Origin of the sequence: Enterobacter cloacae complex sp. ECL352 (assembly GCF_020149545.1) — a bacterium.
GTDB classification, from domain to species: Bacteria; Pseudomonadota; Gammaproteobacteria; order Enterobacterales; family Enterobacteriaceae; genus Enterobacter; species Enterobacter asburiae_B.
Genome location: NZ_CP083709.1, coordinates 4,295,151 through 4,320,963 on the forward strand (window position 1 = coordinate 4,295,151; position 25,813 = coordinate 4,320,963).

The 25,813-nt window shown below is 56.0% G+C and carries 27 protein-coding genes and 2 tRNA genes; 13 read left to right on the forward strand and 16 right to left on the reverse strand.

Annotated features, from left to right (window positions below):
- Positions 1-11: 11 nt before the first annotated feature.
- Together sufE and LBF07_RS21075 are read left to right on the forward strand one after the other, a co-directional pair.
- On the forward strand, positions 12-428 hold the full coding sequence (sufE, locus tag LBF07_RS21070; protein WP_028012869.1) for a cysteine desulfuration protein SufE: 417 nt from the start codon (positions 12-14) through the stop codon (positions 426-428).
- Positions 429-525: 97 nt separating this feature from the next.
- On the forward strand, positions 526-1,539 hold the full coding sequence (locus tag LBF07_RS21075; protein ID WP_039262109.1) for a L,D-transpeptidase family protein: 1,014 nt from the start codon (positions 526-528) through the stop codon (positions 1,537-1,539).
- Between the two features lie 60 nt (positions 1,540-1,599).
- Here the strand turns inward: LBF07_RS21075 and lpp are convergent, their stop codons facing one another.
- The 4 genes from lpp to LBF07_RS21095 all read right to left on the reverse strand — a co-directional run bounded on the left by lpp (position 1,600) and on the right by LBF07_RS21095 (position 6,472).
- Positions 1,600-1,836: a murein lipoprotein Lpp gene (lpp, locus tag LBF07_RS21080; RefSeq protein ID WP_010430241.1), complete on the reverse strand. Its 237-nt coding sequence runs from the start codon at positions 1,834-1,836 to the stop codon at positions 1,600-1,602.
- 309 nt (positions 1,837-2,145) lie between these two features.
- Entirely contained in the window at positions 2,146-3,567 is a 1,422-nt protein-coding gene (pykF, locus tag LBF07_RS21085; RefSeq protein ID WP_029739779.1) for a pyruvate kinase PykF, read from the reverse strand.
- Positions 3,568-3,944: 377 nt separating this feature from the next.
- Complete coding sequence (locus LBF07_RS21090) at positions 3,945-5,090, reverse strand: PLP-dependent aspartate aminotransferase family protein (RefSeq protein WP_094935183.1); 1,146 nt, start codon at positions 5,088-5,090, stop codon at positions 3,945-3,947.
- An 11-nt stretch (positions 5,091-5,101) separates the two neighbouring features.
- Positions 5,102-6,472, reverse strand: coding sequence for a pyridoxal-phosphate dependent enzyme (locus tag LBF07_RS21095; protein WP_094935184.1), 1,371 nt, complete (start codon positions 6,470-6,472; stop codon positions 5,102-5,104).
- A gap of 400 nt (positions 6,473-6,872) precedes the next feature.
- Between LBF07_RS21095 and LBF07_RS21100 the strand changes: the two genes are divergently transcribed.
- From LBF07_RS21100 to fumD, 4 genes are all read left to right on the forward strand, one after another.
- The gene (locus tag LBF07_RS21100; protein WP_048977436.1) at positions 6,873-7,895 is read left to right on the forward strand and encodes a methionine ABC transporter ATP-binding protein; all 1,023 of its coding nucleotides are present in this window, start codon (positions 6,873-6,875) and stop codon (positions 7,893-7,895) included.
- The gene (locus LBF07_RS21105; protein WP_008500617.1) at positions 7,888-8,556 is read left to right on the forward strand and encodes a methionine ABC transporter permease; all 669 of its coding nucleotides are present in this window, start codon (positions 7,888-7,890) and stop codon (positions 8,554-8,556) included. Before LBF07_RS21100 ends, LBF07_RS21105 begins: the two co-directional genes overlap by 8 nt.
- Positions 8,557-8,579: 23 nt before the next feature.
- Positions 8,580-9,392: a MetQ/NlpA family ABC transporter substrate-binding protein gene (locus tag LBF07_RS21110; protein ID WP_008500616.1), complete on the forward strand. Its 813-nt coding sequence runs from the start codon at positions 8,580-8,582 to the stop codon at positions 9,390-9,392.
- A 110-nt stretch (positions 9,393-9,502) separates the two neighbouring features.
- Entirely contained in the window at positions 9,503-9,712 is a 210-nt protein-coding gene (gene fumD / locus LBF07_RS21115) for a fumarate hydratase FumD (protein ID WP_008500615.1), read from the forward strand.
- Here the strand turns inward: fumD and LBF07_RS21120 are convergent.
- The 4 genes from LBF07_RS21120 to LBF07_RS21135 are packed head-to-tail and all read right to left on the reverse strand — an operon-like array spanning position 9,693 to position 12,787.
- The gene (locus tag LBF07_RS21120) at positions 9,693-10,379 is read right to left on the reverse strand and encodes an amino acid ABC transporter permease (RefSeq protein WP_032657777.1); all 687 of its coding nucleotides are present in this window, start codon (positions 10,377-10,379) and stop codon (positions 9,693-9,695) included. The genes fumD and LBF07_RS21120 overlap by 20 nt on opposite strands.
- Positions 10,363-11,139 (reverse strand): amino acid ABC transporter permease, encoded by a 777-nt coding sequence (locus LBF07_RS21125; RefSeq protein ID WP_039262345.1) that lies wholly within the window; start codon positions 11,137-11,139, stop codon positions 10,363-10,365. Before LBF07_RS21125 ends, LBF07_RS21120 begins: the two co-directional genes overlap by 17 nt.
- Positions 11,139-11,954 carry an amino acid ABC transporter ATP-binding protein gene (locus LBF07_RS21130; RefSeq protein ID WP_094935185.1) on the reverse strand — a complete coding sequence of 272 codons (816 nt, stop codon included), beginning with the start codon at positions 11,952-11,954 and terminating at the stop codon, positions 11,139-11,141. The genes LBF07_RS21125 and LBF07_RS21130 overlap by 1 nt, the downstream gene beginning before the upstream one ends.
- 2 nt (positions 11,955-11,956) lie before the next feature.
- Entirely contained in the window at positions 11,957-12,787 is an 831-nt protein-coding gene (locus LBF07_RS21135; RefSeq protein ID WP_094935186.1) for an ABC transporter substrate-binding protein, read from the reverse strand.
- A 245-nt stretch (positions 12,788-13,032) separates the two neighbouring features.
- Between LBF07_RS21135 and LBF07_RS21140 the strand changes: the two genes are divergently transcribed.
- Complete coding sequence (locus tag LBF07_RS21140; RefSeq protein WP_014831607.1) at positions 13,033-13,200, forward strand: hypothetical protein; 168 nt, start codon at positions 13,033-13,035, stop codon at positions 13,198-13,200.
- A gap of 92 nt (positions 13,201-13,292) precedes the next feature.
- Here the strand turns inward: LBF07_RS21140 and LBF07_RS21145 are convergent, their stop codons facing one another.
- Complete coding sequence (locus LBF07_RS21145) at positions 13,293-13,433, reverse strand: hypothetical protein (protein WP_094935187.1); 141 nt, start codon at positions 13,431-13,433, stop codon at positions 13,293-13,295.
- Between the two features lie 125 nt (positions 13,434-13,558).
- On the opposite strand from LBF07_RS21145, the gene LBF07_RS21150 reads away from it, so the two are divergent.
- Both LBF07_RS21150 and LBF07_RS21155 read left to right on the forward strand, forming a co-directional pair.
- Positions 13,559-14,341 (forward strand): MBL fold metallo-hydrolase, encoded by a 783-nt coding sequence (locus LBF07_RS21150; RefSeq protein ID WP_094935188.1) that lies wholly within the window; start codon positions 13,559-13,561, stop codon positions 14,339-14,341.
- A gap of 72 nt (positions 14,342-14,413) precedes the next feature.
- A complete protein-coding gene (locus LBF07_RS21155) occupies positions 14,414-15,049 on the forward strand; it encodes a carbonic anhydrase (RefSeq protein WP_023311344.1) in 636 nt (211 codons plus the stop codon).
- A gap of 28 nt (positions 15,050-15,077) precedes the next feature.
- Here the strand turns inward: LBF07_RS21155 and LBF07_RS21160 are convergent, their stop codons facing one another.
- The 4 genes from LBF07_RS21160 to mdtK form a co-directional block, all read right to left on the reverse strand.
- Positions 15,078-16,673 carry an FAD-NAD(P)-binding protein gene (locus LBF07_RS21160; RefSeq protein WP_094935189.1) on the reverse strand — a complete coding sequence of 532 codons (1,596 nt, stop codon included), beginning with the start codon at positions 16,671-16,673 and terminating at the stop codon, positions 15,078-15,080.
- A 118-nt stretch (positions 16,674-16,791) separates the two neighbouring features.
- Positions 16,792-16,868: transfer RNA gene (locus LBF07_RS21165), tRNA-Val, on the reverse strand.
- Between the two features lie 4 nt (positions 16,869-16,872).
- Positions 16,873-16,949: transfer RNA gene (locus LBF07_RS21170), tRNA-Val, on the reverse strand.
- A 153-nt stretch (positions 16,950-17,102) separates the two neighbouring features.
- Positions 17,103-18,476 carry an MdtK family multidrug efflux MATE transporter gene (mdtK, locus tag LBF07_RS21175; RefSeq protein ID WP_094935190.1) on the reverse strand — a complete coding sequence of 458 codons (1,374 nt, stop codon included), beginning with the start codon at positions 18,474-18,476 and terminating at the stop codon, positions 17,103-17,105.
- A 225-nt stretch (positions 18,477-18,701) separates the two neighbouring features.
- On the opposite strand from mdtK, the gene LBF07_RS21180 reads away from it, so the two are divergent.
- On the forward strand, positions 18,702-19,346 hold the full coding sequence (locus LBF07_RS21180) for a riboflavin synthase subunit alpha (protein ID WP_094935191.1): 645 nt from the start codon (positions 18,702-18,704) through the stop codon (positions 19,344-19,346).
- Positions 19,347-19,377: 31 nt separating this feature from the next.
- Here the strand turns inward: LBF07_RS21180 and cfa are convergent, their stop codons facing one another.
- Together cfa and punC are read right to left on the reverse strand one after the other, a co-directional pair.
- Complete coding sequence (cfa, locus tag LBF07_RS21185; RefSeq protein ID WP_023335428.1) at positions 19,378-20,526, reverse strand: cyclopropane fatty acyl phospholipid synthase; 1,149 nt, start codon at positions 20,524-20,526, stop codon at positions 19,378-19,380.
- Between the two features lie 298 nt (positions 20,527-20,824).
- Positions 20,825-22,024 (reverse strand): purine nucleoside transporter PunC, encoded by a 1,200-nt coding sequence (punC, locus tag LBF07_RS21190; RefSeq protein ID WP_094935192.1) that lies wholly within the window; start codon positions 22,022-22,024, stop codon positions 20,825-20,827.
- 114 nt (positions 22,025-22,138) lie between these two features.
- Between punC and punR the strand changes: the two genes are divergently transcribed.
- A complete protein-coding gene (punR, locus tag LBF07_RS21195; protein ID WP_023311350.1) occupies positions 22,139-23,050 on the forward strand; it encodes a DNA-binding transcriptional activator PunR in 912 nt (303 codons plus the stop codon).
- A gap of 17 nt (positions 23,051-23,067) precedes the next feature.
- On the opposite strand, the gene purR is transcribed toward punR, so the two are convergent.
- The gene (gene purR, locus LBF07_RS21200; protein ID WP_023335431.1) at positions 23,068-24,093 is read right to left on the reverse strand and encodes an HTH-type transcriptional repressor PurR; all 1,026 of its coding nucleotides are present in this window, start codon (positions 24,091-24,093) and stop codon (positions 23,068-23,070) included.
- Positions 24,094-24,390: 297 nt separating this feature from the next.
- Between purR and LBF07_RS21205 the strand changes: the two genes are divergently transcribed.
- Positions 24,391-24,480 carry a YnhF family membrane protein gene (locus tag LBF07_RS21205; RefSeq protein WP_008500596.1) on the forward strand — a complete coding sequence of 30 codons (90 nt, stop codon included), beginning with the start codon at positions 24,391-24,393 and terminating at the stop codon, positions 24,478-24,480.
- A 163-nt stretch (positions 24,481-24,643) separates the two neighbouring features.
- Entirely contained in the window at positions 24,644-25,810 is a 1,167-nt protein-coding gene (locus tag LBF07_RS21210; protein WP_094935193.1) for an MFS transporter, read from the forward strand.
- Positions 25,811-25,813: the final 3 nt, after the last annotated feature.

Here is a 25,813-nt window from a genome sequence, read left to right on the forward strand (position 1 = left end):
AGAGGCGAAAGATGGCAGAACTGCCGGACAGAGACAAATTGCTGCGCAACTTTGGGCGTTGCGCAAACTGGGAAGAGAAGTACCTGTATATCATCGAGCTGGGGCAGCGTCTGCCGCCGCTCGGTGAAGAGGCGCATAACCCGGAAAATATTATTCAGGGCTGTCAGAGCCAGGTGTGGATTGTGATGGAGCAGTCTGACGACGGCACGATAGCACTGCACGGCGATAGCGATGCGGCCATTGTAAAAGGGCTTATTGCGGTCGTCTTTATTCTTTACCACCGGATGTCGGCGCAGGATATTGTCGCGTTTGATGTCCGCCCGTGGTTTGAAAAAATGGCCCTCACACAACACCTCACCCCGTCTCGTTCCCAGGGACTGGAAGCGATGATTCGCGCGATTCGCGCCAAAGCTGCAATCCTTAGCTAGACTTACAGAACAGCATTCATTCTGTTTCGCGAGGTGGTTCCCGCCTCGCTGGTTTTTCAGCTTTCTGGCGTCCTGCCAGTGAATAAGGAATCTCAGCATGAAGCGCGCGTCTCTCATAACTCTATTACTCCTCAGTTCGCTCGGCGCACTTAATTCGGCCCGCGCGATGGACTATCCGTTGCCGCCCGCAGGCAGTCGCCTGATTGGGCAAAATCAAACCTACACGATACAGGAAGGGGATAATAAGCTGCAGACCATCGCCCGCCGGTTTAATACCGCGGCGCAGGTGATTCTGGAAACGAACAATACCATTGCGCCAGTCAACCCGGCCCCGGGAACCGTCATTACCATCCCGTCGCAGATGCTGCTGCCGGACACGCCGCGCGAGGGGATTGTGGTGAACCTCGCTGAGCTGCGGCTCTACTACTTCCCGCCGGGAGAAAACATCGTTCAGGTCTTCCCGCTCGGCATCGGACAGCTGGGGCTGGAAACACCGGTTACGACCACGCGCGTAAGCCAGAAAATCCCGAATCCCACTTGGACGCCCACGCCGGGCATCAGAGCCCGCTCTCTGGAGCAGGGAATCAAATTACCGCCGGTGGTACCTGCCGGGCCAAATAACCCGCTGGGACGCTTCGCATTGCGTTTAGGCGTGGGCAACGGGGAATATCTCATCCACGGCACCAGCGCGCCGGACAGCGTCGGACTGCGCGTCAGCTCAGGTTGTATGCGGATGAACGCCCCGGACATTAAAGCCCTGTTTGAACAGGTGCGGGTTGGCACGCGGGTACAGATTATCAATGAACCCGTGAAGTTCTCCGTGGAGCCGGATGGCAAACGCTATATTGAAGTCCATCGCCCGCTGGCACAGGCTGAGGGAGAAAACCCGCAGGTCTCGCCCATTACCCACTCCGCCGACTTTGCGACCTTTGTTTCTCAGGCGGGAAGCGATAAGGCGCTGATCGAGAAAGCCCTGTCGCGCCGCGCCGGGATCCCGGTTATCGTGTCGTCAGAGAGCGGCCCGTCGGCCAGCAATAGCGTGTTGTCGGTGCAGAACAGTCGGGTGTCCGCTGCGGTAGCGGAAGATGAAGGGGAGAAGGTGACGCAGTAGCCGTTTGACGCAGGCAAAAAAAATGGCGCACAATGTGCGCCATTTTATTAACAGGTACTATTACTTACGGTATTTAGTAGCCTGGTTGTCCAGACGCTGGTTAGCGCGAGCTGCGTCGTCTTTAGCAGCCTGAACGTCGGAACGGATTGCGTTCACGTCGTTGCTCAGCTGGTCAACTTTAGCGTTCAGAGTCTGAACGTCAGAAGACAGCTGATCGATTTTAGCGTTGCTGGAGCAACCAGCCAGCAGAGTAGAACCCAGGATTACCGCGCCCAGTACCAGTTTAGTACGATTCATTATTAATACCCTCTAGATTGAGTTAATCTCCATGTAGCGTTACAAGTATTACACAAAGTTTTTTGGGTTGAGAATATTTTTTTGATGGGAATACACCTATTTTTGATCGTTCGCTCAAAGAAGCATCGAATCGGCCCTTTTTGAGCAAAAATCTATGTAAAAAAAGGCATTTATCATCGGATTCATCTTAGATAATTCGCAATTAAATAGAAAAACCCGATTTGCAATTTGAATGACTTTAGCTAATGCCAGGAATAAAAAAAGCGCCCGGAGGGCGCTTTTTATCAAAATTAATTCGTTCGGGAATTATTACAGCACGTGAACAGATGCGGTATTGGTGGTTCCGCTTGGCACCAGCGCGCCAGAAACCATGACCACAACGTCACCTTTCTGTGCCAGACCACGATCAACCAGCTCCAGAGCGACTTCTTTACCCAGACGGTAGAAATCATCTGTAGACGCGATCTCTTTCACCAGGTGAGGGATCACGCCTTTGCTCAGCACCAGCTGACGAGCCGTGGTTTCGTTGGTGGTCAGCGCCAGGATAGTCGCATCCGGGAAGTATTTACGCACCGCGCGAGCAGATTTACCGCCCTGGGTGGCAACCACGATCAGCGGTGCTTCCAGCTTCTCAGCCGTTTCTACTGCACCACGGCATACCGCTTCGGTGATGCGCAGCTTGCGGCTGTCGTTGTTGTAGTCCAGACGGCTTTTCATTACGCGGTCGGTACGTTCGCAGATGGTGGCCATGATGGACACCGCTTCCAGCGGATATTTACCTTTTGCGGATTCGCCGGACAGCATAACGGCATCAGTACCGTCGAGGATGGCGTTAGCCACGTCGCCTGCTTCTGCGCGGGTTGGGCGTGGGTTTTTGATCATGGAGTCCAGCATCTGCGTTGCGGTGATAACCACTTTGCGCGCGCGAACACATTTCTCGATCATCATCTTCTGCGCGAAGATCACTTCTTCAACCGGGATTTCTACGCCCAGGTCGCCACGTGCAACCATGATGCCGTCAGACGCTTCGAGGATTTCGTCGAAGTTGTTCAGGCCTTCCTGGTTTTCAATTTTGGAGATGATCTGGATCTTCTCGCCGCCGTGCGCTTTCAGGTGCTCACGAATTTCAACCACGTCTGAACGCTTACGGATGAAGGAGGCCGCAACAAAGTCAACGCCTTGTTCGCAGCCGAAGATCAGGTCCTGTTTGTCTTTTTCGGCCAGTGCTGGCAGTGCGATAGAGACGCCCGGCAGGTTAACGCCTTTGTTTTCGCCCAGGTCGCCGTTGTTCAGCACTTTACAGATAACCTTGTTGCCTTCGATGGCGGTGACTTCCATACCGATCAGACCATCGTCTACCAGCACGGTGTTACCGACGGACAGGTCGTTGGTGAAGCCTTCGTAGGTCACTGCAACGATTTCGCTGTTGCCGACAACGGATTTGTCGGTGGTGAAGGTGAAGGTCTGGCCCGCTTTCAGAGAGACGTCGTTACCGCCTTCCAGTTTGATGGTACGGATTTCTGGACCTTTGGTATCCAGCAGGATCGCAGCTTTTTTACCGGTCTTGCTCATTACGTTGCGCAAGTTCTGGATACGCTGACCGTGTTCTGCGTAATCACCGTGGGAGAAGTTCAGACGCATCACGTTCATGCCGGCGTCCAGCATTTTGGTCAGCATCTCTTCAGATTCGGTTTTCGGGCCGATAGTACAAACAATTTTCGTCTTTTTCATGACAGTCTTAGTCTTTAAGTTGGGAAGGATATGGAAATCTCGCTCCGGGGGCGCACCGCCGCGGAGTCAAACCTGTGTTGCAAAAGAGTATATGACACGCACTAAGGATAGGAGACATCAAATGAGCGTGCAGAAGAAAGTGTGCCTGAGTGACAGCCCAACGAAGGAGAGGAGAAGTTGTACGTTGTTTTTTGTATTCCAAGCGCTGAAACCATTCACCAGGGATTAGGCGCGCATTATACGCTGATTTTAAGATAAAAGGAAAATGGAAACGCTGTTTCAGAAATAATCTGTGCAGTTTCACATAATATTGTTATCAAGGCGTTAAGCCATGATGACAACTTATGGCGGCAGGTGATTGACCTGCCGCGTTTTGCTTATTTTTGCAGCGCCTGGCTGAGGTCGGCAATCAGGTCTTTCGGATCTTCAATCCCGACTGACAGACGGATCAGCTGCGGCACAATGCCGTTTGCCAGGCGTTGCTCCAGCGGAATCGAAGCGTGCGTCATGCTGTAAGGCTGGCTCACAAGACTTTCCACACCGCCGAGGCTTTCCGCGAGGGTGAACAGCTTCAGGTGGCGAATCACCTCGGTGGCGCGTTGCGCATCGCCTTTTACCACCACGGAAATCATCCCGCCGGGCAGGGCCATCTGCGTGCGGGCAAGCTGATATTGCGGATGCGATTCCAGGCCGGGATAGAACACCTTTTCGACCAGAGGATGCTGCTCCAGCCATTGCGCAATCGCCAGCGCGTTGGTGCTGTGCTTTTCTACCCTCAAAGCAAGCGTGCGAATACCGCGCAGCGTCAGGAAGCTGCTGAACGGATCCAATACGCCGCCTACCGCGTTTTGCAGATAGCCCAGCTTATCCGCCAGTTCCCTGTTGTCCCCGACAATCGCCAGCCCGGCCACCACGTCAGAGTGGCCGTTCAGGTATTTGGTGGCGGAGTGCACCACGATATCGAAACCTGACTCCAGCGGACGGTGGATCACCGGCGACGCGAAGGTGTTATCCGCCACGCTGATGACGTTATGGCGGCGGGCGATCGCCGCAATGGCAGCCAGATCCGCCAGCTTCAGCAGCGGGTTGGTTGGCGTTTCGACCCACACCATGCGGGTATCCGGGCGGATGGCGGCCTCGAGACCGGCTAAGTCGTCCGGTTTAACCCAGCTGACCTGCAGGCCGGTGCTGCGCTTGCGCACGTTTTCAATCAGGCGGTACGTCCCGCCGTAAACGTCATCAATGGCGACAATATGGCTGTCTTTATCCAGCAGTTCGAGCACCGTGGAGATGGCCGCCAGACCGGAGGCGAAGGCGTAGCCGCGCGTGCCGCCTTCCAGTTCGGCGATGGCGGTTTCCAGCGCATGGCGGGTAGGGTTGCCGCTGCGGGAATATTCATAGCCGGTATGCTCGCCGGGTGACGGTTGCGCAAACGTCGAGGTGGCGTAAATCGGCGGCATGACTGCGCCGTGCTGGTCGTTAAACTCGCCGCTGTGTACGCTCAGGGTAGCCAGGTTTTTCATCATCGATTCCTTTATTGCTGAAGACGGTTGCGCCAGGCGGTCAGAACGTCGCTGCGCGTAATCAGACCGAGAAAACGGTCGTTGTCATTAATGACGGCCACCAGACCGCGGTCGAAGATGGCGTTCAGGGCGCTTTCCGGGGCGTGTTTATCAAGAAACTCCACCTGACGCGTCATGGCTGCCGTCACCGGAAGCGCGAAGCGGTCGCCGTCGCCGCCGATATGCCGCAGGAGATCCCACTCGTCGATAATGCCCACCACCTTGCCGTTCTCCAGCACCGGCAGCTGGGAGATGTCATACAGGCGCATGCGTGCCAGTACGGTGGAAAGCGTGTCGTCCGGGGCGGCGGTAACGGTGGCGCCTTCATCGTGGCGCAGGGCGATGTAGTCAGAGAGATCGCCGGCCTGAGGGCGCGTGATGAGCCCTTGCTGACGCATCCAGTCATCGTTGAACATCTTCGAGAGATACTTATTGCCGCTGTCGCAGGCGAAGGTCACCACGCGCTTCGATGTGGTCTGCGCCTGGCAATATTTCAGCGCGGCCGCCAGCAGCGTGCCGCTGGAAGAGCCCGCCAGAATGCCTTCCGTTTTCAGCAGGTCGCGCGCGGTGGTGAAGGCCTCGCGGTCGGTGATGCGCCAGGCGCGATTCACCCCTTCAATGTGGGCCAGCGGCGGAATAAAGTCTTCGCCAATACCCTCAACCAGCCAGGAGCCCGCGTCGTGGTAGCGTCCGGTTTCCACCTGGTCGGCCAGAACCGATCCTGCCGGGTCTGCCAGGACAAACTCCGTGTGCGGAGAGTGCTCGGCGAACCACGCCTGCAGGCCGCCCAGCGTACCGCCTGAGCCGACGCCCACCACGATGGCGTCGATCCGCCCGTCAAGCTGCTCGTACAGTTCCGGTGCCGTGGTGGTGCGGTGCGCCAGCGGGTTGGCCTCGTTATTGAACTGGTCGATGTAAAACGCGCCGGGCAGCTCGTTGGCCAGGCGCTGGGCGTAATCCTGGTAGTAGGCAGGGTGTCCCTTGTTAACGTCGGAGCGGGTCAGCACCACCTGGGCACCCAGCGCGCGCAGGTGGAAAATCTTCTCGCGGCTCATTTTGTCCGGCACCACCAGGATCAGCGAGTAGCCTTTCTGGGCGGCAATCAGGGCCAGGCCGAGACCGGTATTCCCCGCCGTCGCCTCAATAATCGTGCCGCCCGGCTGCAGCTGGCCGGTACGCTCCGCTTCGTTAATCATCGACAGCGCAACGCGATCCTTAATAGAGCCGCCCGGATTCTGGTTTTCCAGCTTCAGGAACAGCGAGCAGGGACCGGTATCAAGCTTGTGCAGCTGGATAAGCGGGGTACGGCCAATCAGTTCGGTGACGGAATGGTAAATCGTCATGATGTTTTCCTTTCTGGATGTCATGACGGGATGATAGAGCGGCGAAATTTTCGCAATAAAGAACCATTCACTGCTCTTTAGAACAGAAAAGAATATAAATGCCATTTTTGGATGTCAGGACAGCAAGACGTAAAGTTGTCTGGATGTGAGGATGGCTATATCGGCAGGAAATGCTGAAAAAATGAGCGTTTTTAGCGGGCATCTGCCAGCAGATATGCATCCGGCAGATAATCATTGCTGAAATTGATCTAAATGCTTCCCACCCTGTAAATCCGCTGTTTATTTCCGAAAGTTATAACAAATTCTTTTTTGTTCATTTGAAAGCTGATAACGCCTGTTTACTATCGTTTGGACATCCATACTGCTAAACAGCCATGCGCGAAACGGATAAAGAATAAGAATGATCGTACTCAGGAATATTTCGAAGGTTTTTGACAACGGAAAGGTCGCGCTGACTGCCGTTGATAACGTCAATTTGACGATAGAACAGGGACAGATTTACGGAATTATTGGCTACAGCGGAGCCGGGAAAAGCACGCTGATTCGTCTGCTGAACGGTCTGGAAAAACCCAGCGCCGGAAGCGTGACCATTAACGGACAGGATATCTCTGCGGCAAAGGGTGAAGCGTTGCGCCAGGCGCGCCTGAAAATCAGCATGGTATTCCAGCACTTCAACCTGCTGTGGTCGCGCACGGTGAGCGAGAATATCGCTTTCTCGATGCAAATCGCCGGTGTGCCAAAAGCCAGCATCAAGGCGCGCGTCGCCGAGCTGGTGGATCTGGTCGGCCTGAAGGGGCGCGAGAATGCGTACCCGTCCCAGCTGAGCGGCGGGCAAAAGCAGCGCGTGGGTATTGCGCGCGCTTTGGCTAACAGCCCTGACGTGCTGCTCTGCGATGAAGCCACCTCGGCGCTCGACCCGCAGACCACCGATCAGATCCTCGATCTGCTGCTGGATATTAACCGCCGCTTCAGGCTGACCATCGTGCTGATCACCCACGAGATGCACGTAGTCCGCAAAATCTGCGACCGCGTGGCGGTGATGGAGAACGGTAAAGTGGTGGAAGAGGGCGACGTGCTGAGCGTCTTTACCCATCCGCAGCAGCCGATTACGCAGCAGTTTGTCCGCCAGGTGAGCCAGTACGCTGAGGAAGAAACCTTCAATACCGAACTGGCAAACGATCTGGAAGGCACGGTCATCAGGCTGACCTTTACCGGGCACAGCACCCATAAGCCGATCGTGGGTGAACTGACCCTGCGCTACGGCCTGCCGTTTAACATCCTGCACGGGAAAATGACGCAAACCGCCCACGGGGTGTTTGGTCAGCTCTGGGTACATGTCGTGGCATCCGATGAACAACTGAACAATATCCTCGCCGACCTGCAGCACAGCGATATTGAAGGCGAGGTGATTAAACATGGCTGAGAATCTCTTTCCGCATCTCAAGTGGGATCAGCTCTGGGCGGCGACGCTTGAGACGCTGTACATGACCGCGCTGTCCGGCGTGGCGACCTTTGTGCTGGGCATCGTGCTGGGGCTGGCGCTGTTTTTAACCGCGCGCGGCGGGCTGTTCCACAACCGCACGGTCTACAGCGTGATTTCGATTGTGGTGAACGTGTTCCGCTCTATTCCGTTCATCATTTTGATTGTCCTGCTGATCCCGTTCACCAAGACCGTCGTCGGCACCATTCTTGGCGCCAACGCGGCGCTGCCGGCGCTGATTGTGGGCGCTGCACCGTTCTACGCACGCCTGGTGGAGATCGCCCTGCGTGAAGTGGATAAAGGCGTCATCGAAGCAACGCGCTCGATGGGCGCACGACTGAGCACGTTAGTGTTTCGGGTTTTACTGCCGGAATCATCACCCGCACTGGTATCGGGTATTACGGTGACGCTCATTGCGCTGGTGAGCTACAGCGCAATGGCGGGGGTGATTGGCGCCGGTGGTTTGGGAAATCTGGCTTATCTGGAAGGATTCCAGCGCAACCATGGTGACGTCACGCTGGTGGCAACGGTGACCATTCTGATCATCGTTTTCATTATCCAGTTCTGCGGCGATGTCATTACTTCACTGTTAGATAAACGCTAATAAATACACACAGGAACCACATCATGAAAAAAACACTGACACTGATCGCCGCCGCAACCCTGAGCGCCCTGAGCTTCGCTTCCTGGGCTGACACCCTGACCGTGGGCGCATCCAACACGCCGCACGCCGAAATTCTGGAGCAGGCTAAGCCAATTCTGGCGAAGCAGGGTATCGACCTGGAGATCAAACCGTTCCAGGACTACATTCTGCCGAACACCGCGCTGGCGGGTCATGACATCGACGCGAACTATTTCCAGCACATTCCTTACCTGAACAGCGTGCTTAAGGATCATGCGGGCGATAAAGACTACGATTTCGTCAGTGCGGGCGCGATCCACATTGAGCCAATCGGCATCTACTCCAAAAAATACAAGTCGCTGAAAGACCTGCCGGAAGGCGGCAAGATCATCATGCGTGACGCGGTTTCTGAAGAGGGGCGTATTCTCTCCATCTTCGAGAAAGAGGGCGTGATCAAGCTGAAGCCGGGCATCGATAAAGTGACCGCGCGCATCAGCGACATCGTTGAGAACCCGAAAAAGCTGAAGTTCACGCCGAACGTGGAAGCTTCTCTGCTGCCGCAGATGTACAACAACAACGAAGGCGATGCGGTGGTGATTAACGCCAACTACGCAATTGACGCGGGTCTGGATCCGGTTCACGACCCGATTGCGGTAGAGAGCGGTGAAAATAACCCGTACGCCAACATCATTACCGTGCATCGCGGCGACGAGAAGAAGAAAGATATCGTTGCGCTGGTGAACGTGCTGCACTCGAAAGAGATTCAGGACTGGATCCGCACCAAGTACAAAGGCGCGGTCATCCCAGTAAACAACTAATTTACTGATTTTACAGATGAAGCCCGGCGAGTCTCTCGCCGGGCTTCTTTTTTGTATCCGGCAGGAGAATCATTTAAGCTCAACGTTTAAAAGGCAATGGAGTGATGACGATGGGTAACGTGACCAAAGATGAAGCGCTGTACCAGGAGATGTGCCGGGTGGTCGGGAAGGTGGTGCTTGAGATGCGTGATTTAGGGCAGGAGCCAAAGCATATTGTCATTGCCGGAGTCCTGCGTACCGCGCTGGCGAACCAGCGCGTTAAGCGCAGTGAATTGACAACCGAAGCGATGGAAACGGTGGTTAAAGCGCTGGCCGGGTAATGCGCCAGCGCTTCGCAAGCTGTTCGAGCGAGCAGCAGAGCAGGTAGTAGACCACGCCCGTAAAGATAAAAATGGCCGCCGGGTAGATTTGCACCCGGTTGTTGACCTGTCCCGCCACCGTGGTCAGTTCCGGTACGTTCACGATAAACGCCAGCGACGTATCCTTCAGCAGGCTGATAAAAATCCCCACCAGCGACGGCAGAATATTCCTCAGCGCCTGCGGCAGCAGCACGCGCAGGAGGGTTTGCTGCGTGCTGAATCCCTGTGACAGTGCAGCCTCATATTGTCCTGACGGTAGCGCGTTAAGCCCGGCCAGCACCGAGTGCATCACTGTTGCCGCGGTAAACCAGGCCAGAGCCAGCGTGACGGTCAGCGCTCCCGGCAGATCGCCCCCGGTCATAAGCGGCAGGAGATACCACATCCAGAAAATCACGAAGATGAGCGGGATGCCGCGGATCAGCTCTGCCCATAAAAAGAGGGCCTTTCGCACGAGCCCGGTAAAGCGCCAGGCCAGACACGCGAGCACTATCCCACCGGGCAGGGCGATGACGGCGGCCCCGGCCGCCATCATCAACGACAGCAATACGCCCCCCGGTTCACCCGTCGCCGCGCGTCCCCACAGCAGATAGTCGAGGTTATCGGTGATGACGTTAAGTCCGGCAATCATGTTTTTCACTCCCTGTGGTGGCGACGCCTGGGCGTTTACGTTTCGCGTCAGGCCCGATGCGAACCAGCACCAGCCCCATGACCAGGCCGGTCAGCAGATAGAGCGCGGTACCGAGGGTAAACGCCTCCAGCGCGTGCGCGTTATAGCTCTCGATCTGCCTGACCTGATAGGTCAGCTCGGCAAAGCCAATCCCGCTCGCGAGCGAGGAGAGCTTCATCAGATTTAGGTACTGGCCCACGACCGGCTGCCAGGCGTTGGCCAGGCCCTGCGGCAGAAGGATGTAACGAAACAGACGCCACGCGGAGAATCCCTGCGCGAGCGCCGCCTCCCGCTGTCCGGCAGGCACGGAACGTAACCCCGATTCCACCTCTTCGATTAAAAACGCCGAGGTAAAGACGCCCAACCCCCAGGCAGAACATAAAAATTCGGGCGTAAACCACCAGACGTCGCCGGGCAGAATTGACCAGCTGTGATCCGCGTTCACCGCGTCGCGAAACGCCTGCGGTAGTCCGTTCCAGGCGGCAAAATACCAGAACAGCAGCTGCACCAGCAGCGGCGTATTGCGAAACAGCGATACCCAGCTGCTGACGACCGCGTTCCCGGGGCGTCCGCCGGAAAGGCGCAGGAGCATAAAGAGCAGTGCGAGCAGGCTGGCCAGCAGCATCCCGGCAAGCGTGACCCACAGGGTGGTGAGGAATCCGGAGAGTATCCACTGCAGAGGCTGTCCGGTCAGTACCCCCTGCCAGTCGAGCGCGGGCATTACAGATGCTCCTGATGCAGCGGGTTGAGCACCTTCTGCAGGAACCGCTGCGCGCGCGGATGCGACGGCTGGCTGAAAAATTGTGCCGGCGGCGCCGTTTCCAGAATTTGCCCGCCGTCGATAAAGACAATCCGGTCGGCAATTTCCCGGGCAAACTGCATCTCGTGGGTCACCACGATCATCGTGATCCCGCTGTGGGCGAGGGCTTTCATCACGTACAGCACTTCACCAATCATCTCCGGATCCAGCGCAGAGGTGGGTTCATCAAACAGAATGATTTGCGGTGAAGAGGCCAGGGCGCGGGCAATCGCGACGCGCTGCTGCTGTCCACCGGAAAGCTCCGTCGGGAAATGGTGGGCTTTTTCCAGCATCCCGACCTTCTCCAGCAGGGCCAGCGCGCGCTCACGTGCGGGCTGCGGCTTCCAGCCGTGAACGTGCTCCAGCGCCAGGGTAATGTTCTGGCTGGCAGTGAGGTGGGCGTAAAGATTGAACTGCTGGAACACAAACCCCACGCGGCTGCGCAGCTGGCGCAGTCCGCTACCGGAGAGCTTTGCGGTAGGCTTGTTGTCGACCAGAATCTCTCCGCCGCTCAGGGTTTCAAGCTGGTTGATGAGACGAATCAGGGTGGATTTACCGGAACCCGAAGGGCCGAGGATGGCGACCACTTCACCGGGCGTTATGGTGAGGTTAATGTCGTTTAAAACCTCATGGTCACCGTAGCGTTTGTCCACATGACGAAACTCGACGCTGGCCTGTTCCAGATGTGAAAAATCCGCGGCACCGGCCGCGGAGTGTGAAAATAAACCTGAGAGCATAATTATCTGGCTTCTATTTTAAAGGCGCGAGGCTGTGGGGAAGGCGTGTTTGGGCCAAACCAGACATCGTAGATTTTTGCTGCCTGACCGTTCTTCTCGAGATTAATCAGCTCGTCGTTAACGGCCTTCAGCAGCGCCGTTTCACCTTTCTTCACCCCAACGCCAATCTCTTCTTTGCTGAGCAGATCGGGCAGGATTTTAAAGTTCGCTTTATCCGGCGCCTGCGCCAGCAGACCGGCCAGAATGGTGCTGTCCTGGGTGATGGCCTGTACGTTACCGTTGCGCAGCGCCGTCAGCGCCAGCGGAATATCGTCATAAGAGAGCACGCGTGACTGCGGGAAACGCTGGTGCAGCGCCTGCTCGCCCGTCGTTCCTTTGACCGCGCCAATACGCGCCCGGCTGTAGTCATCAAGCTTGTCCGGTGATTTAGCCGGCACCAGGAACTGCTGGCCGGTGACAAAGTAAGGCGTTGAGAAATCAATCACCTGCGCGCGTTCCGGGGTGATGGTTATATCCGCCACGATCAGATCTGCTTTTCCGGACTGCAGCAGCGGAATACGGTTAGCCGGATTGGTGGCAACCAGTTCAAGCTTCACGCCGAGCGATTTTGCCAGCGCTTTGGCGAAGTCCACGTCATAACCCACGATCTCGTGCGTTTTGGCATCAATAGAGCCAAACGGCGGGTTGGCGTCAAACGTGGCCACTTTCACCACCCCTGCGGCCTTAATATCCGCCAGCTGATCGGCCTGTGCCTGCGCTGAAAGCAGGCTCCCCGCCGCCAGTAATCCCAGAACCAGTGTCCCTTTGGTAAACCCTTTCATATTTGCTGCCATAGTCATTCGCCATCCCGTTGTTTTTGTTTTACCCCGCTACGCTCCCATAAGCGAAAGCTATCGACAAATAAGAAATCGTTCTTTGCTATGAGCAAAAAAGCATTAGTGAACAACGTGTTAATGAAGAGTGAAAAGAACGGGATGCTATTTGCAAATCCTGCACATCGACAGTGGATTTTGGTATTTCCCCCGCGCGGCATTGGAGTGCTTAACTGAGATCAGACACGGCGAGAGAGGGTAAGACGATGAAAAAGTGGATCAGCACGTTACGGCGGTTTTTTGCGACCCGACCAGTGAATGCGGAGAACAGCGCGCAACGTGTTCTTGAGTCAATCCTGCCTGTCGCCAGCCTGTATGGCGTCGACGTTGCCAACATTGACCCGGAGTGGTTCCATGATAAAACGTCACGCTGAACTGCGCCGCACGCGCGAAACGTACTGGAACGAGGTGTGCGTGACGTTTAACGAGTGAAATAAAAAAGCACCGGTTTTCCGGTGCTTTTTTATTAGATTTTGCAGGCGTCGCCGCAGTCGTCGTCGCCGACAATCGCCTGCGCTTTTTTGTCTGCATCGTCCAGACGTTCGGCATTACGCTCTTCGGCTTCATCCAGACCGCTAAAGACTAAGTTATCGAGATCAATTTCCATGTGGCACCTGCTCTGTTCAGTTTTTGATACTGGCACAGTATAGGGCAAAAAAAGCCAGCAATGTACCTCGCAGCACATAAGGATAATCCCTGCCATACTCAGTGCTTTATCGCTGAGGAGAGCACATGATTACACTCTGTAAAACCTGTGGAACCGCCTACGATGCCCGGCCGGACAGATGCCCGATTTGCGAGGATGAACGCCAGTACGTGCCCGCCACGGGCCAGGCATGGACCGATTTCGACACCGTCACCGCCACCCATACCAACAAATGGCAGCAGCTGGAGCCGCGGCTGTTCGGGATCAAAACGGTGCCTGCGTTTGCGATCAACCAGCGGGCGCTGCTCCTGCAAACGGCCCACGGCAATATCCTCTGGGACTGCATCGCCAACCTCGACCCCGCAACCAAAGCGCTCATTACCGCCCTCGGCGGCATCAGCGCGATTGCTATTTCACATCCGCACTATTACACCACGATGCAGGAGTGGGCTGCGGCGTTTAATGCGCCGGTTTACCTGCACGCCAGCGACAGAGAGTGGGTCATGCGCGACAGCCCGGCCATTCATTTCTGGGAGGGGGATGCGCTGGAGATTTTCCCGTCGGTCACCTTGCTGCGTCTGGGCGGGCATTTTGCCGGTGGAACGGTGCTGCACTGGCAGGAGGGGGGTGGGGTATTGCTGGTGGGCGATATTCTGCAGGTCACGCCGGGTAAAGACGCCGTCTCGTTTATGTGGAGCTACCCGAATTATCTTCCGCTGCCGGCCCGCGCCGTGGCGTCGGTGGTGAATCATCTCGAAGGCAAAACCTTCGAACGTCTTTACGGCGCGTTTGAAGGGCAGAACATCCCGGCCTTCGCGGACGAGATTGTTCAGCGGTCGGGCCAGAAATATATTGCTTGTCTGAAGTAAACCACGATGGGTAAACTTTACGAGTGTGATCTCGATCATGCCTAAACTAAAACAGATAAAAGAGACATTGCTATGCAACATATCATTGAAGGTTTTCTCAGCTTTCAAAAAGAGATTTTCCCGCAACGTAAAGAACTCTTCCGCAGTTTAGCGTCCAGCCAGAATCCCAAAGCGCTGTTCATCTCATGCTCCGACAGCCGTCTGGTTCCGGAACTGGTCACCCAGCAAGAGCCAGGACAACTCTTTGTCATTCGTAATGCTGGCAACATCGTGCCGCCGTTCGGGCCGGAGCCTGGCGGCGTGTCTGCAACCATCGAATACGCCGTGGTGGCGCTGGGCGTCACGGATATCGTGATTTGCGGTCACTCCAACTGTGGCGCGATGAAGGCGATTGCCGATAACGCGAACCTGGAGCCGATGCCTGCTGTGTCACACTGGCTGCGCTATTCTGACGCGGCGAAAGCCGTGGTAGAGAAGAAAACCTGGGATAAGCCGATCGATAAAGTCAATGCGATGGTGCAGGAGAACGTGTTTGCGCAGCTGAGCAACATTAAGACCCACCCGTCCGTCGCGGTGGGCCTGCGTAATAACTCCATCCGACTGCACGGCTGGGTGTACGACATTGAAAGCGGCAAAATTCTTGCCCTGGATAAAGCGACGAAAACCTTCGTTTCGCTGTCTGAAAACCCGGAAGTCTTCTTCGAGTAATCCGCGACAGCAGGGCATGGAAGCCCTGTCAGTTCTCAATATACGGTAATCTGCGCCGCGATCCCGACGCGGGTTTTTCCGCCGCCTTCGCCATTGCTTGTGCAATCTCTGCACACTCCGCCAGCCCCTGAACGAAGGGACGATCGTGCATCAGCCACGGTATCGCGCCGAAGGCAATGCGCCCGCGAACGGCGTCAGGCGCATTTAAGGTGTAATCCTCACCGACGTCCGGTATCTCTTCACCCGTGGCTTCCAGCTGTTTGCGCAGCGTCGGAAAGGGCAGATCTTTCGTTTTGAGCGGCTTTTGCCCGCGCGCATCAATAAACACGTCGAAACGGTAAACGGTCTCTTGTGTGGTGATTACCGTTCGATCGCTGCCAACGTCCAGCGTGTAATCGTCACCGAGCGTCGCCACGCTGATGATGCCGGCTTCGCGAAGCGCGAGCAGCCTGCGGATAGACTGCGGAGGAATGGCCGCATAGTTGTCGATGAATACGCGGGCGAGGCCTTGCTTAAAGCGCTCTCTGTCCCGTTCGCTGAGGTGGGGAACAATCTCCTGAACCACTTCATGCAGCCGAAGCACGGTATAGCGCCAGGCTACGGTGCGCCGCTCGCGTTTGTTCCGCTCCACCTCGTTGAGATTCTCTTCCGCCCAGGTAAACGGGCCATGCCGTTTACGATCCTCAAACCAGGCCTCACGAATGCTGTCCGCATTCTGCTTATGCAGGGATATTTTCTCACACCACGTCGGGTCAGCGAGCTGAAGCTCTTTCACCATCAGGGTAAATATACGGTCGAGCAGGCCATTCGATCCTTTGGCGATCTCGTTTTCAACCACAAATTCGGTTAAGACCGACAGCGGTTCATAAGGAATAGGGCAGTAAAAATCGGCTTCCGGCAGAATACCCGTTCGGGACATCAGGACAATCTTCAACGCGTCGCTGCCTTTATCCAGCACGAATTTATCATCACGAAATTCACCGTGCTGCATCACTACCGCCATGGCCGCGTCGAGACCGCTTAACGATGTCCCCATGATACCGACGCGGCAGGGAGGAATACTGGCATCCATCAGACCGGACCAGGGGCTTGGGAAGAACGTGCGCGTGGCTTCGTCCTCGTCTGGCCAGACGTGGCCGGTGGCGATAACCGCAAGGTCGAAGCGTTCAGGAAAGGCGCTGTCGTTGACGGAAAGCGTGACCCCTTCTTTCGTGGGCACGATATCGGTGACCCGGGCGGATTCATGGACATCAACCTGAAACCCCAGCTTTCTGGCCTCTTTCACGATTGAACGAAAGCTGTCGCGAAAATACTCGCCCAGCAGAAGCCGGGGCAGGAACTGCCGGTCATGCAGGCGGGTTGTATCGACCTTAAAGCGCGCCAGATGAGCTTCGCTCTGATCCTTCAGCCAGTCGAGGTAGGTCATAAAAATGGGCGGGATTTCAATGCTCGCAATGTTCGCCAGCATCAGCCGGGAGTTATCGTCGTCGTTATAGGGCATACCCACGCCAGCTTCATCGGCCTGTTCGAAAACGGAAACGGAGAGCGGCTTACTGTTTTTAAGGAGATGATAAAAAGTATAAATCCCTGTGGGGCCGGAGCCGATAATCGCGATTTTCTTCATCGACGGTCTTCCTGTTTTTTTTCCATAAGAAAAGCGTAGCAGGAGAACAATGATGAAAATAAGGGATTAGGAAAATTCAGGATATCAGAAGAGGATTTGCACCATTTCAGGACTGAAATGGTGCGTCCGAGTGGACTCGAACCACCGACCCCCACCATGTCAAGGTGGTGCTCTAACCAACTGAGCTACGGACGCAGAATGGTGCGTTCAATTGGACTCGAACCAACGACCCCCACCATGTCAAGGTGGTGCTCTAACCAACTGAGCTATGAACGCAACGTGTTGTCGGCGACAACGGGGACGAATATTAGCGGCACAGCACCGAGGTGGCAAGAGGGAAAATGCATTTTTCTCTCTGATTTCACGCGATTGCTTCATTACCGCGCAAAGTGAAGAGAAAGTAGCCGCCGGGCGGCGGCTACCGCGTCGTTAACGTGCCGCGCGTTGCAAAATGACCGTTGATGGCTGGCGCTGCAGGAAGCGCATTCGCATCATCATCATAATCGCCGCCGACGTCAGGCCGATGATAAAGCCCATCCAGAACCCCGCCGGTCCCATGCGATCCACCACCAGATCGGTAAGCGCCAGGATATAGCCACACGGCAGACCCAGCACCCAGTAGGCGATGAAGGTGATAAAGAAGATGGAACGCGTGTCTTTATATCCGCGCAGCACGCCGCTGCCAATCACCTGGATGGAGTCAGAGATCTGGTAAATCGCGGCCAGCAGCATCAGGTGCGATGCCAGCGTGACCACTTCCGGGTTGTCGTTATAGAGCAGGGCAATCTGCTCGCGTAATGCAACGGTAAAGAGCGCCGTACAGACAGCCATGCAGACGCCGACGCCCAGCCCGGTCCGGGCGGCCGTTTGCGCATCCAGCGTTGAGCCCTGGCCCAGGCGGAAGCCGACGCGGATCGTCACCGCCGCCGCCAGCGACATCGGCAGGACGAACATCAGGGAGCTGAAGTTCAGCGCAATCTGGTGTCCGGCCACGTTCACAATGCCCAGCGGGGAGACCAGCAGGGCGACCACGGCAAACAGGGTCACCTCAAAGAACAGGGCGAGGGCAATCGGCAAACCTAACTGCACCAGACGCGTCATGATGTTCCAGTCGGGCGTGCTAAATCTGTTCTCGTTGCGAATATCGCGCATGGAACGGGCGCGTTTTACATAGGTGATCATCGCGAAAAACATCACCCAGTAAACGGCTGCCGTCGCCACGCCGCAGCCGACGCCGCCCAGCTCCGGCATCCCGAAGTGACCGTAAATAAAGATATAGTTCACCGGAATGTTGACCAGCAGGCCGATAAAGCCCATCACCATCCCGGGCTTGGTTTTCGCCAGGCCCTCACACTGGTTACGCGCCACCTGGAAAAAGAGGTAGCCGGGCGCACCCCAGAGCAGGGCGCGCAGATAGCCCACGGCTTTATCAGCCAGTGCCGGGTCAATGTTATGCATAGCGCGAATGATGTGGCCCGCGTTCCAGAGCACGACCATGATCAGCACGGAAACAAGCCCTGCCAGCCAGAAACCCTGACGAACCTGATGGGCAATGCGCTCGCGACGACCCGAGCCATTGAGCTGAGCGATAACCGGCGTGAGCGCGAGCAGCAGACCGTGGCCGAACAGGATGGCCGGAAGCCAGATTGACGTGCCGATAGCAACGGCCGCCATATCGGTGGCGCTATAGCCACCTGCCATTACCGTATCCACAAATCCCATTGCGGTCTGGGCCACTTGCGCGACGATCACTGGTATAGCCAGTGCCAATAGCTGGCGCGCTTCATTCATGTACTTCTGCACGTGAACACCTTTATTTTGTTGTTATTTGAGAGACTAAAAAAGCCGCCGAAACGGGCAGCAAGAAGAAAATGCAGGGGGGTGCCAGCTATTGTAGCGGGCTTTAGCTATTTATCTAGTGAAAAAATCGCCAGAAAATGCGCTCCGCTGGCAACCTCTTTTTCCAACTGTTATTGTGGTGGGATTAAACGGTGTCACCACCGTCCGGAAAAAACAGGAGTTGTAAGCATGTTTACTGGTATTGTGCAGGGCACCGCCAAAGTGGTGTCCATTGATGAAAAACCTAATTTCCGTACTCATGTTGTTGAGCTGCCGGAATATATGCTTGAGGGTATTGAAACCGGCGCGTCGATTGCCCATAACGGCTGCTGCCTGACCGTTACCGAAATTAACGGCAACCAGATTAGCTTTGATTTAATGAAAGAGACGCTGCGCATCACCAACCTTGGCGAGCTGGCGGTGGGAGATACCTTCAACGTTGAGCGGGCAGCGAAGTTCAGCGATGAGATTGGCGGCCACCTGATGTCCGGTCACATCATGACCACCGCTGAAGTGGCAAAAATCGTGACCTCGGAAAATAACCGTCAAATCTGGTTTAAAATGCAGGATCCTTCATTAATGAAATACATCCTCTATAAAGGATTTATTGGCATTGACGGGATTAGCCTGACGGTGGGTGAAGTAACGCCAACGCGTTTTTGCGTGCATTTAATTCCTGAAACGCTGCAGCGCACCACGCTGGGCGCCAAAAAACTGGGGCATCGCGTGAATATTGAAATCGATCCGCAAACCCAGGCGGTGGTGGATACGGTTGAACGCGTGCTGGCAGCAAAAGAAGCGGCAATAATAAAGACCGCCGCAGAAGAAGAATAAAAAAATAACCCCGGGTATCCGGGGTTATTTTTTAGCGTGCGACACGTAATCCGTGTTCAATCCCACGGCTGAATACCACCTGCCAGAGCTGAATATCCCGTGCGCGAAACGCCCCCGCGCAGGCATTCAGATAATAGCTAAACATCCGCCTGAATCGTTCAGAATAGTTGTCCGCAATTTCTGGCCAGGTCTCCTGAAAACGCGCATGCCAGGCCATCAACGTGGTGTCGTAATCCGCGCCAAAGTTATGCCAGTCTTCCATCACGAAATGGGGTTCACTGGCGTTGGCAATCTGGCGGACGGACGGTAAACAGCCATTCGGAAAGATGTATTTGTTGATCCACGGGTCGACGTTATTGTCGGTCCGCTTAGAGCCGATGGTGTGCAGCAGGAAGATACCGTCCGGTTTCAGATTCCGATCCACCACCTCAAAATAGGTAGCGTAGTTTTTCGGCCCGACGTGCTCGAACATGCCGACGGAAACGATCCGGTCAAACTGTTCGTTAAGATCACGGTAATCCTGCAGCCGGATATCCACATCGAGGCCCTGGCAGCGTTCCCGCGCCATTTTTTGCTGTTCCGCTGAAATCGTGACGCCGACGACGCTGACGCCATAGTGCTTCGCCATAAAATACGCCAGCCCACCCCAGCCGCAGCCGATATCCAGCACGCGCATTCCGGGCTGGAGCTGCAGCTTCTCGCTAATCAGACGCAGCTTGGCCTGCTGGGCCTCTTCAAGCGTCGACGCCTCTTTCCAGTAGGCGCAGGAGTACTGCATGAAAGGGTCCAGCATACGGCTGAACAGGTCGTTGCCAAGATCGTAGTGTTCTTTACCAACGATCCACGCGCGTTTTTTACTTTGCAGATTGAACAGTCGGGCAGAGGCGACGCGCAGGGTGTCTTTCAGATTGCGAGGGAGTTGATTTTCAAGACCGGCACGCAGCACGCTGGCGAAAAAGGTATCCAGACGTTCGCACTCCCACCAGCCGTCCATGTAGCTTTCTCCCAGGCCTAACGATCCCTCTCGCAGCACGCGTTTAAAAAAGTCGGGATGTTTAACCTGAGGATCGGATGGCGATGATCCATTGATAGTGATGCCTGCTCGACCTAACAGTTCACTGACGATCCGGGACCAGTTATCGTCCGGAACGCTGACTTCTTCTATACACGATGAACTCATAGCTTCTCCATCACCCTACTGTGATCAGAACCTTAAAACAGCGTAGACGCTTTTTTTGGTTTGTGAGAAATCTCACGGTAAATACCGCGAGGCTAATATCCGACGTAGAACAGAGGAAGGGAGATAACCCTTGCCGAAATGCCTTCCATGGTAAAACGGGAGCACTCCGGCTCCCGTTAACACTTAATATTTATCGTATTTAATCGAACCAAATTTAGTATAGGCCTCAAAATTTGGTGATTCAATAGAAAATTCTTAGCAACCTAATCACTGAAAATTAACATGATTTCTGGCGCAATCAGGCATGTGACGTTTCAACCTGAGCACTCTTTTCCTGCGCACGCTGCGCGGAGGCCTGCATGCGATAGCCCAACACCGCCAGCGCAACGGTCACCAGCATCACGCTGGTGGTGGTCAGGAGCGGCGTGGCAATCAGCGCCGATACAACCAGGCTTGCCAGGAAGCACAGCCCCAGCTGCAGGGTATTCTGCAGCGCGGCGGCGCGGCCTGTTGCCTGCGGGAAGGGACGCAGCGCCTGGGCTACAACGATAGGGTAAATCGCCCCGTTCGCGACGGCCATCACGCAGAAGGGGATCAAAATTTCGGCCAGACCGGCACCCGGAATAAAGCCAACGGCCCAGGTCCCGATAACGCTCAGCGCATACAGCACCAGCAGCCACGGCAGCATCTGCTGACCTTCCCACTTTTGCAGCGCCGCGCGACAGCCGTACCCGCCTACCAGGAATGCGATGGTCTGCGGAACATAGCTCAGGCCGATGGCTGCCGGGCTGTAACCCATATCGTGCAGAATGAACGGCGAGCCGGTGAGCCACGCGAAGAAGCTTGCCGAGCAGGCTGCATAGATCAGGACATTCCCGCGATAGGCTTTGGCGCTGAGCAGGGAAGTGAAGGTAATCGGCTTCGCGTCTGCATGCGCTTCTTTTTTATGCGCTGGCTTAAGGGCGAACGCCGGCAGCATCAATACCAGGGTAATGGCAAACAGCGTGGCGAAAATGGCCTGCCAGTCGAAATGCGCGAGGATCCAGCTGCCCAGCAGGGGAGCGAGGGCAGGTGAGAGGCCCACCAGCGGCATAATGGTAGCGAAAATACGGTTTGTGCGGTTAGCCGGATAGTAGTCGGTGACCAGCGCCTGCCAGGTCACTGCCGCGGCACAGACGCCCACGGCCTGAATAAAACGCAGCACCAGCAGCCAGGTGGCATCGCGTACCCATAACATCCCCAGGCAGCCCACGGCAAAAATGGCCAGGCCCAGCAACAGCACCGGTTTACGACCAAAGCGATCCGAGAGCGGTCCCCAGAGCAGCTGTGCGAAGGCAAAGCCGGCGAGGAATAAGCTCAGGCTGGCGCTGATGGCGGCAGCCGGGGTTTGCAAATCTTCCTGCATGGCGGCAAACGCCGGCAGGTACATATCGGTGGCCAAAAAGCCCAGCACGCTTAAGCCGCCGAGCCAGGCTAAAAAACCGTTCCTGGGTTGCATTATTTTATTCTCCTGAGGAGGCAGGTATACATTGGCGCTGAGTGTAGGGAGTGCAAAGCCGCTTGTGAAACGCTAATATTTGGCGGGTGCATTCAAAAAATTTGCAGGCAGAAAATGTGGTCAGATTATTCTCTTGAAGTGGTCGATGCTGTTGCACGTAACGGCAGCTTCAGCGGTGCGGCGCAGGAGCTGCACCGCGTCCCTTCGGCAATAAGCTACACGGTGCGCCAACTGGAGGAGTGGCTGGCGGTTCCGCTGTTTGAACGGCGGCATCGTGATGTGGAATTAACGCCCGCAGGCGCGTGGTTTTTGAAGGAAGGGCGTTCTGTTATCAAAAAAATGCAGATCACCCGCGAACAGTGTCAGCAGATCGCTAACGGCTGGCGGGGGCATCTTTCCATCGCGGTGGATAACATCGTTAAGCCGGAACGCACCCGGCAGATGATCGTCGATTTCTACCGTCATTTCTCTGACGTCGAGCTGCGGGTCTCGCAGGAGGTGTTCAACGGCGTCTGGGATGCGCTGGCGGACGGCAGGGCAGAGATGGCGATTGGGGCTACGCAGGCGATCCCGGTCGGGGGACGTTACGCTTTTCGCGATATGGGGATGCTGAGCTGGAAATGCGTGGTGGCAAGCGACCATCCGCTGGCGGCGATGGAAGGGCCGCTCAGCGATGACACGCTGCGCAACTGGCCGTCGCTGGTGCTGGAGGATACGTCCCGTTCATTGCCCAAGCGTATCACCTGGCTTCTGGACAACCAGCGGCGGGTGGTGGCCCCTGACTGGGAATCGTCGGCGACGTGCCTCAGCGCCGGGCTGTGCGTCGCGATGGTGCCCGTTCATTTCGCGCGTCCGCGCATCGATACCGGAGAGTGGGTTGAGCTGACGCTGGAGAATCCGTTCCCGGATGCGGCCTGCTGCCTCACATGGCAGCAAAATGACGTCTCGCCTGCGATGGCCTGGCTGCTGGATTATCTGGGAGACAGCGAAACGCTGAACCGGGAATGGTTACGGGAGCCAGCATAGCTGGCCCCGTAAAGCGATTAACGACGGTAGTCGCGGAACGGACCGTCCGCAACGGAACGGCGTTCGATAAGACGCGGGTGAACTTCAATAGACTGCGACTCTTCGCGTTTGTTGACGATCCTGTCCATCAGCATGTTGAAGGCCGTTTCGCCCAGCGAATCTTTCGGCTGGTGAATGGTGGTCAGCGCCGGGGTGAAGAAACGCGCGTTACGCACGTTGTCATACCCGATCACGGAAATATCCTGCGGTACGCGCAGGCCCAGCTCGTCGGCAGCGCATAGCGCGCCCATGGCCATAATGTCGCCCCCGCAGAACACGGCGGTCGGACGGTGCGGCTGGGAGACGATCTGCTGCATCGCGCGGTAGCCCGATTCCGGCTCAAAGTCACCCTGCACAATCCAGTTTTCCGGCACGTTGATCAACGCTTCTTCCATCGCTTTCATAAAACCGGCCAGACGGCCCGCGCCGGTGTTGCGCTCCAGCGGACCGGGGATCACGCCAATCTCGCGGTGGCCGCGTTCGATCAGATAACGACCGGCCATATAGCCGCCTTCAAAGGCGTTATCGATAACGGAATCGGTAAAGTCTGCGCGCGCTTCGCCCCAGTCCATCACCACCATCGGAATATGGCGATACTCTTCCAGCATCGACAGCACGGATTCCGGGTACTCGGAACACATCACCAGCAGGCCATCAACGCGCTTTTGCGCCATCATCGACAGGTAGGCACGCTGTTTTTCAATGCTGTTCCACGCGTTGCCCAGAATCAGGGTATAGCCTTTCTGGAAGCAGTTCTTTTCGACCGCTTCAATGATCTCGGCAAAATAGGCCGCTTCACTGCTGGTCGCCAGCAATCCAATGGATTTGGTGTGATTAACCTTGAGGCTACGCGCAACCGCACTTGGCGAATAGTGCAGCTCTTTGATCGCTGCCCAGACGGCGTTGCGCGTCTCTTCCGCCACAAAGCGGGTTTTGTTAATTACATGTGATACGGTTGTAGTGGAAACGTTTGCGCGTTTTGCTACGTCTTTAATTGTTGCCATTAAATGTCACTCCAGACCATATCCTAAGCTCCTGAAAAACTTGAAGGTAAACGTTTGCCTTCTCTCACCCTTATCTCGCAATCTTGAATTGCGGCACGCCGGGAAAACGACACGGGACGTCAGGAGGGGGTCAATGGCCGGTACGCTAATAAATTTAGCGTGGAATTTTGTCCTATCTTGATGAAAAGGGGAAGAGGTAAAGTGGTTATCAGTATAAATCCAGGAAGATTTTTGACGTAATCTGTGCAAAAATGAGCAAGCTCACTTTTCGTGTGGGGATTAAAAGGAGAAAAATTGATGAGTTCCGATCTTAAGTTTTCGCTGTTCACCACCGTTGTTGTGCTGGCTCTGATTGTTGCGGCCGGTCTGACGGCTGCGCTGCACTGATTTACGCGGAGGGAGAGCCTTCTCCCTCCCGACTCCCCGGATTGTTACTTCTCTGGCAAAAATCTTTTGCCATTTTGTTAACTTCTCATTTTTTGTGATTGATGTCATGCTTTCTGCTTCTTTGTTCTGTGTCACCACATGACACGGCATCCGGAGTTGACGCATGAAAATCAATTATCCCCTGCTGGCCCTGGCGATTGGCGCTTTTGGGATTGGCACCACTGAATTCTCCCCAATGGGGTTACTGCCTGTTATTGCCCGGGGCGTAGATGTCTCTATCCCTGCGGCAGGGATGTTAATCAGCGCCTACGCTATCGGCGTGATGGTAGGGGCGCCGCTGATGACCCTTCTTCTTTCGCACCGCGCGCGCCGCAATGCGCTGATTTTCCTGATGGCGATTTTCACCCTGGGCAACGTGCTTTCGGCCATTTCGCCGGACTACACCACATTGATGCTGTCGCGCATTCTGACCAGCCTTAACCACGGCGCGTTCTTTGGGCTGGGGTCGGTCGTGGCTGCCAGCGTGGTGCCAAAACACAAGCAGGCGAGCGCCGTGGCAACCATGTTTATGGGGCTGACGATTGCCAATATCGGCGGGGTGCCTGCGGCAACCTGGCTGGGAGAAGCGATCGGCTGGCGTATGTCTTTCCTGGCGACGGCCGGGCTGGGCGTGGTTGCAATGGTGGCGCTGTTCTTCTCCCTGCCGAAAGGCAATGCCGGAGAACGTCCGGAAGTGCGTAAAGAGCTGGCGGTGCTGATGCGCCCGCAGGTGCTCTCCGCGCTGCTCACCACCGTGCTGGGGGCAGGGGCGATGTTTACCCTCTACACCTATATTTCACCGGTACTGCACGATATCACCCACGCAACGCCTCTCTTCGTTACCGCGATGCTGGTGCTGATTGGCGTGGGCTTCTCGATTGGCAACTATCTCGGCGGGAAATTTGCCGACCGTTCCGTGAGCGGGACGCTGAAGGGCTTCTTAACCCTGCTGATTGTCATCATGGTTGCCATTCCGTGGCTGGCGCGCAATGAGTTTGGGGCCGCGATTGCGATGGTCGTCTGGGGAGCCGCCACTTTCGCCGTGGTGCCGCCGCTGCAGATGCGCGTGATGCGTGTCGCGCACGAGGCGCCGGGACTTTCATCTTCCGTGAATATCGGTGCGTTTAACCTGGGTAATGCCCTGGGCGCGGCGGCCGGTGGGGCCGTGATTTCAGGTGGTCTGGGGTACAGCTTTGTGCCGGTGATGGGGGCGATTATTGCCGCGCTCGGCCTGCTGCTGGTGATGATGTCGGGTCGTAAACAGCCTGAAGCAGCCTGCGCTGCGGAATAAACC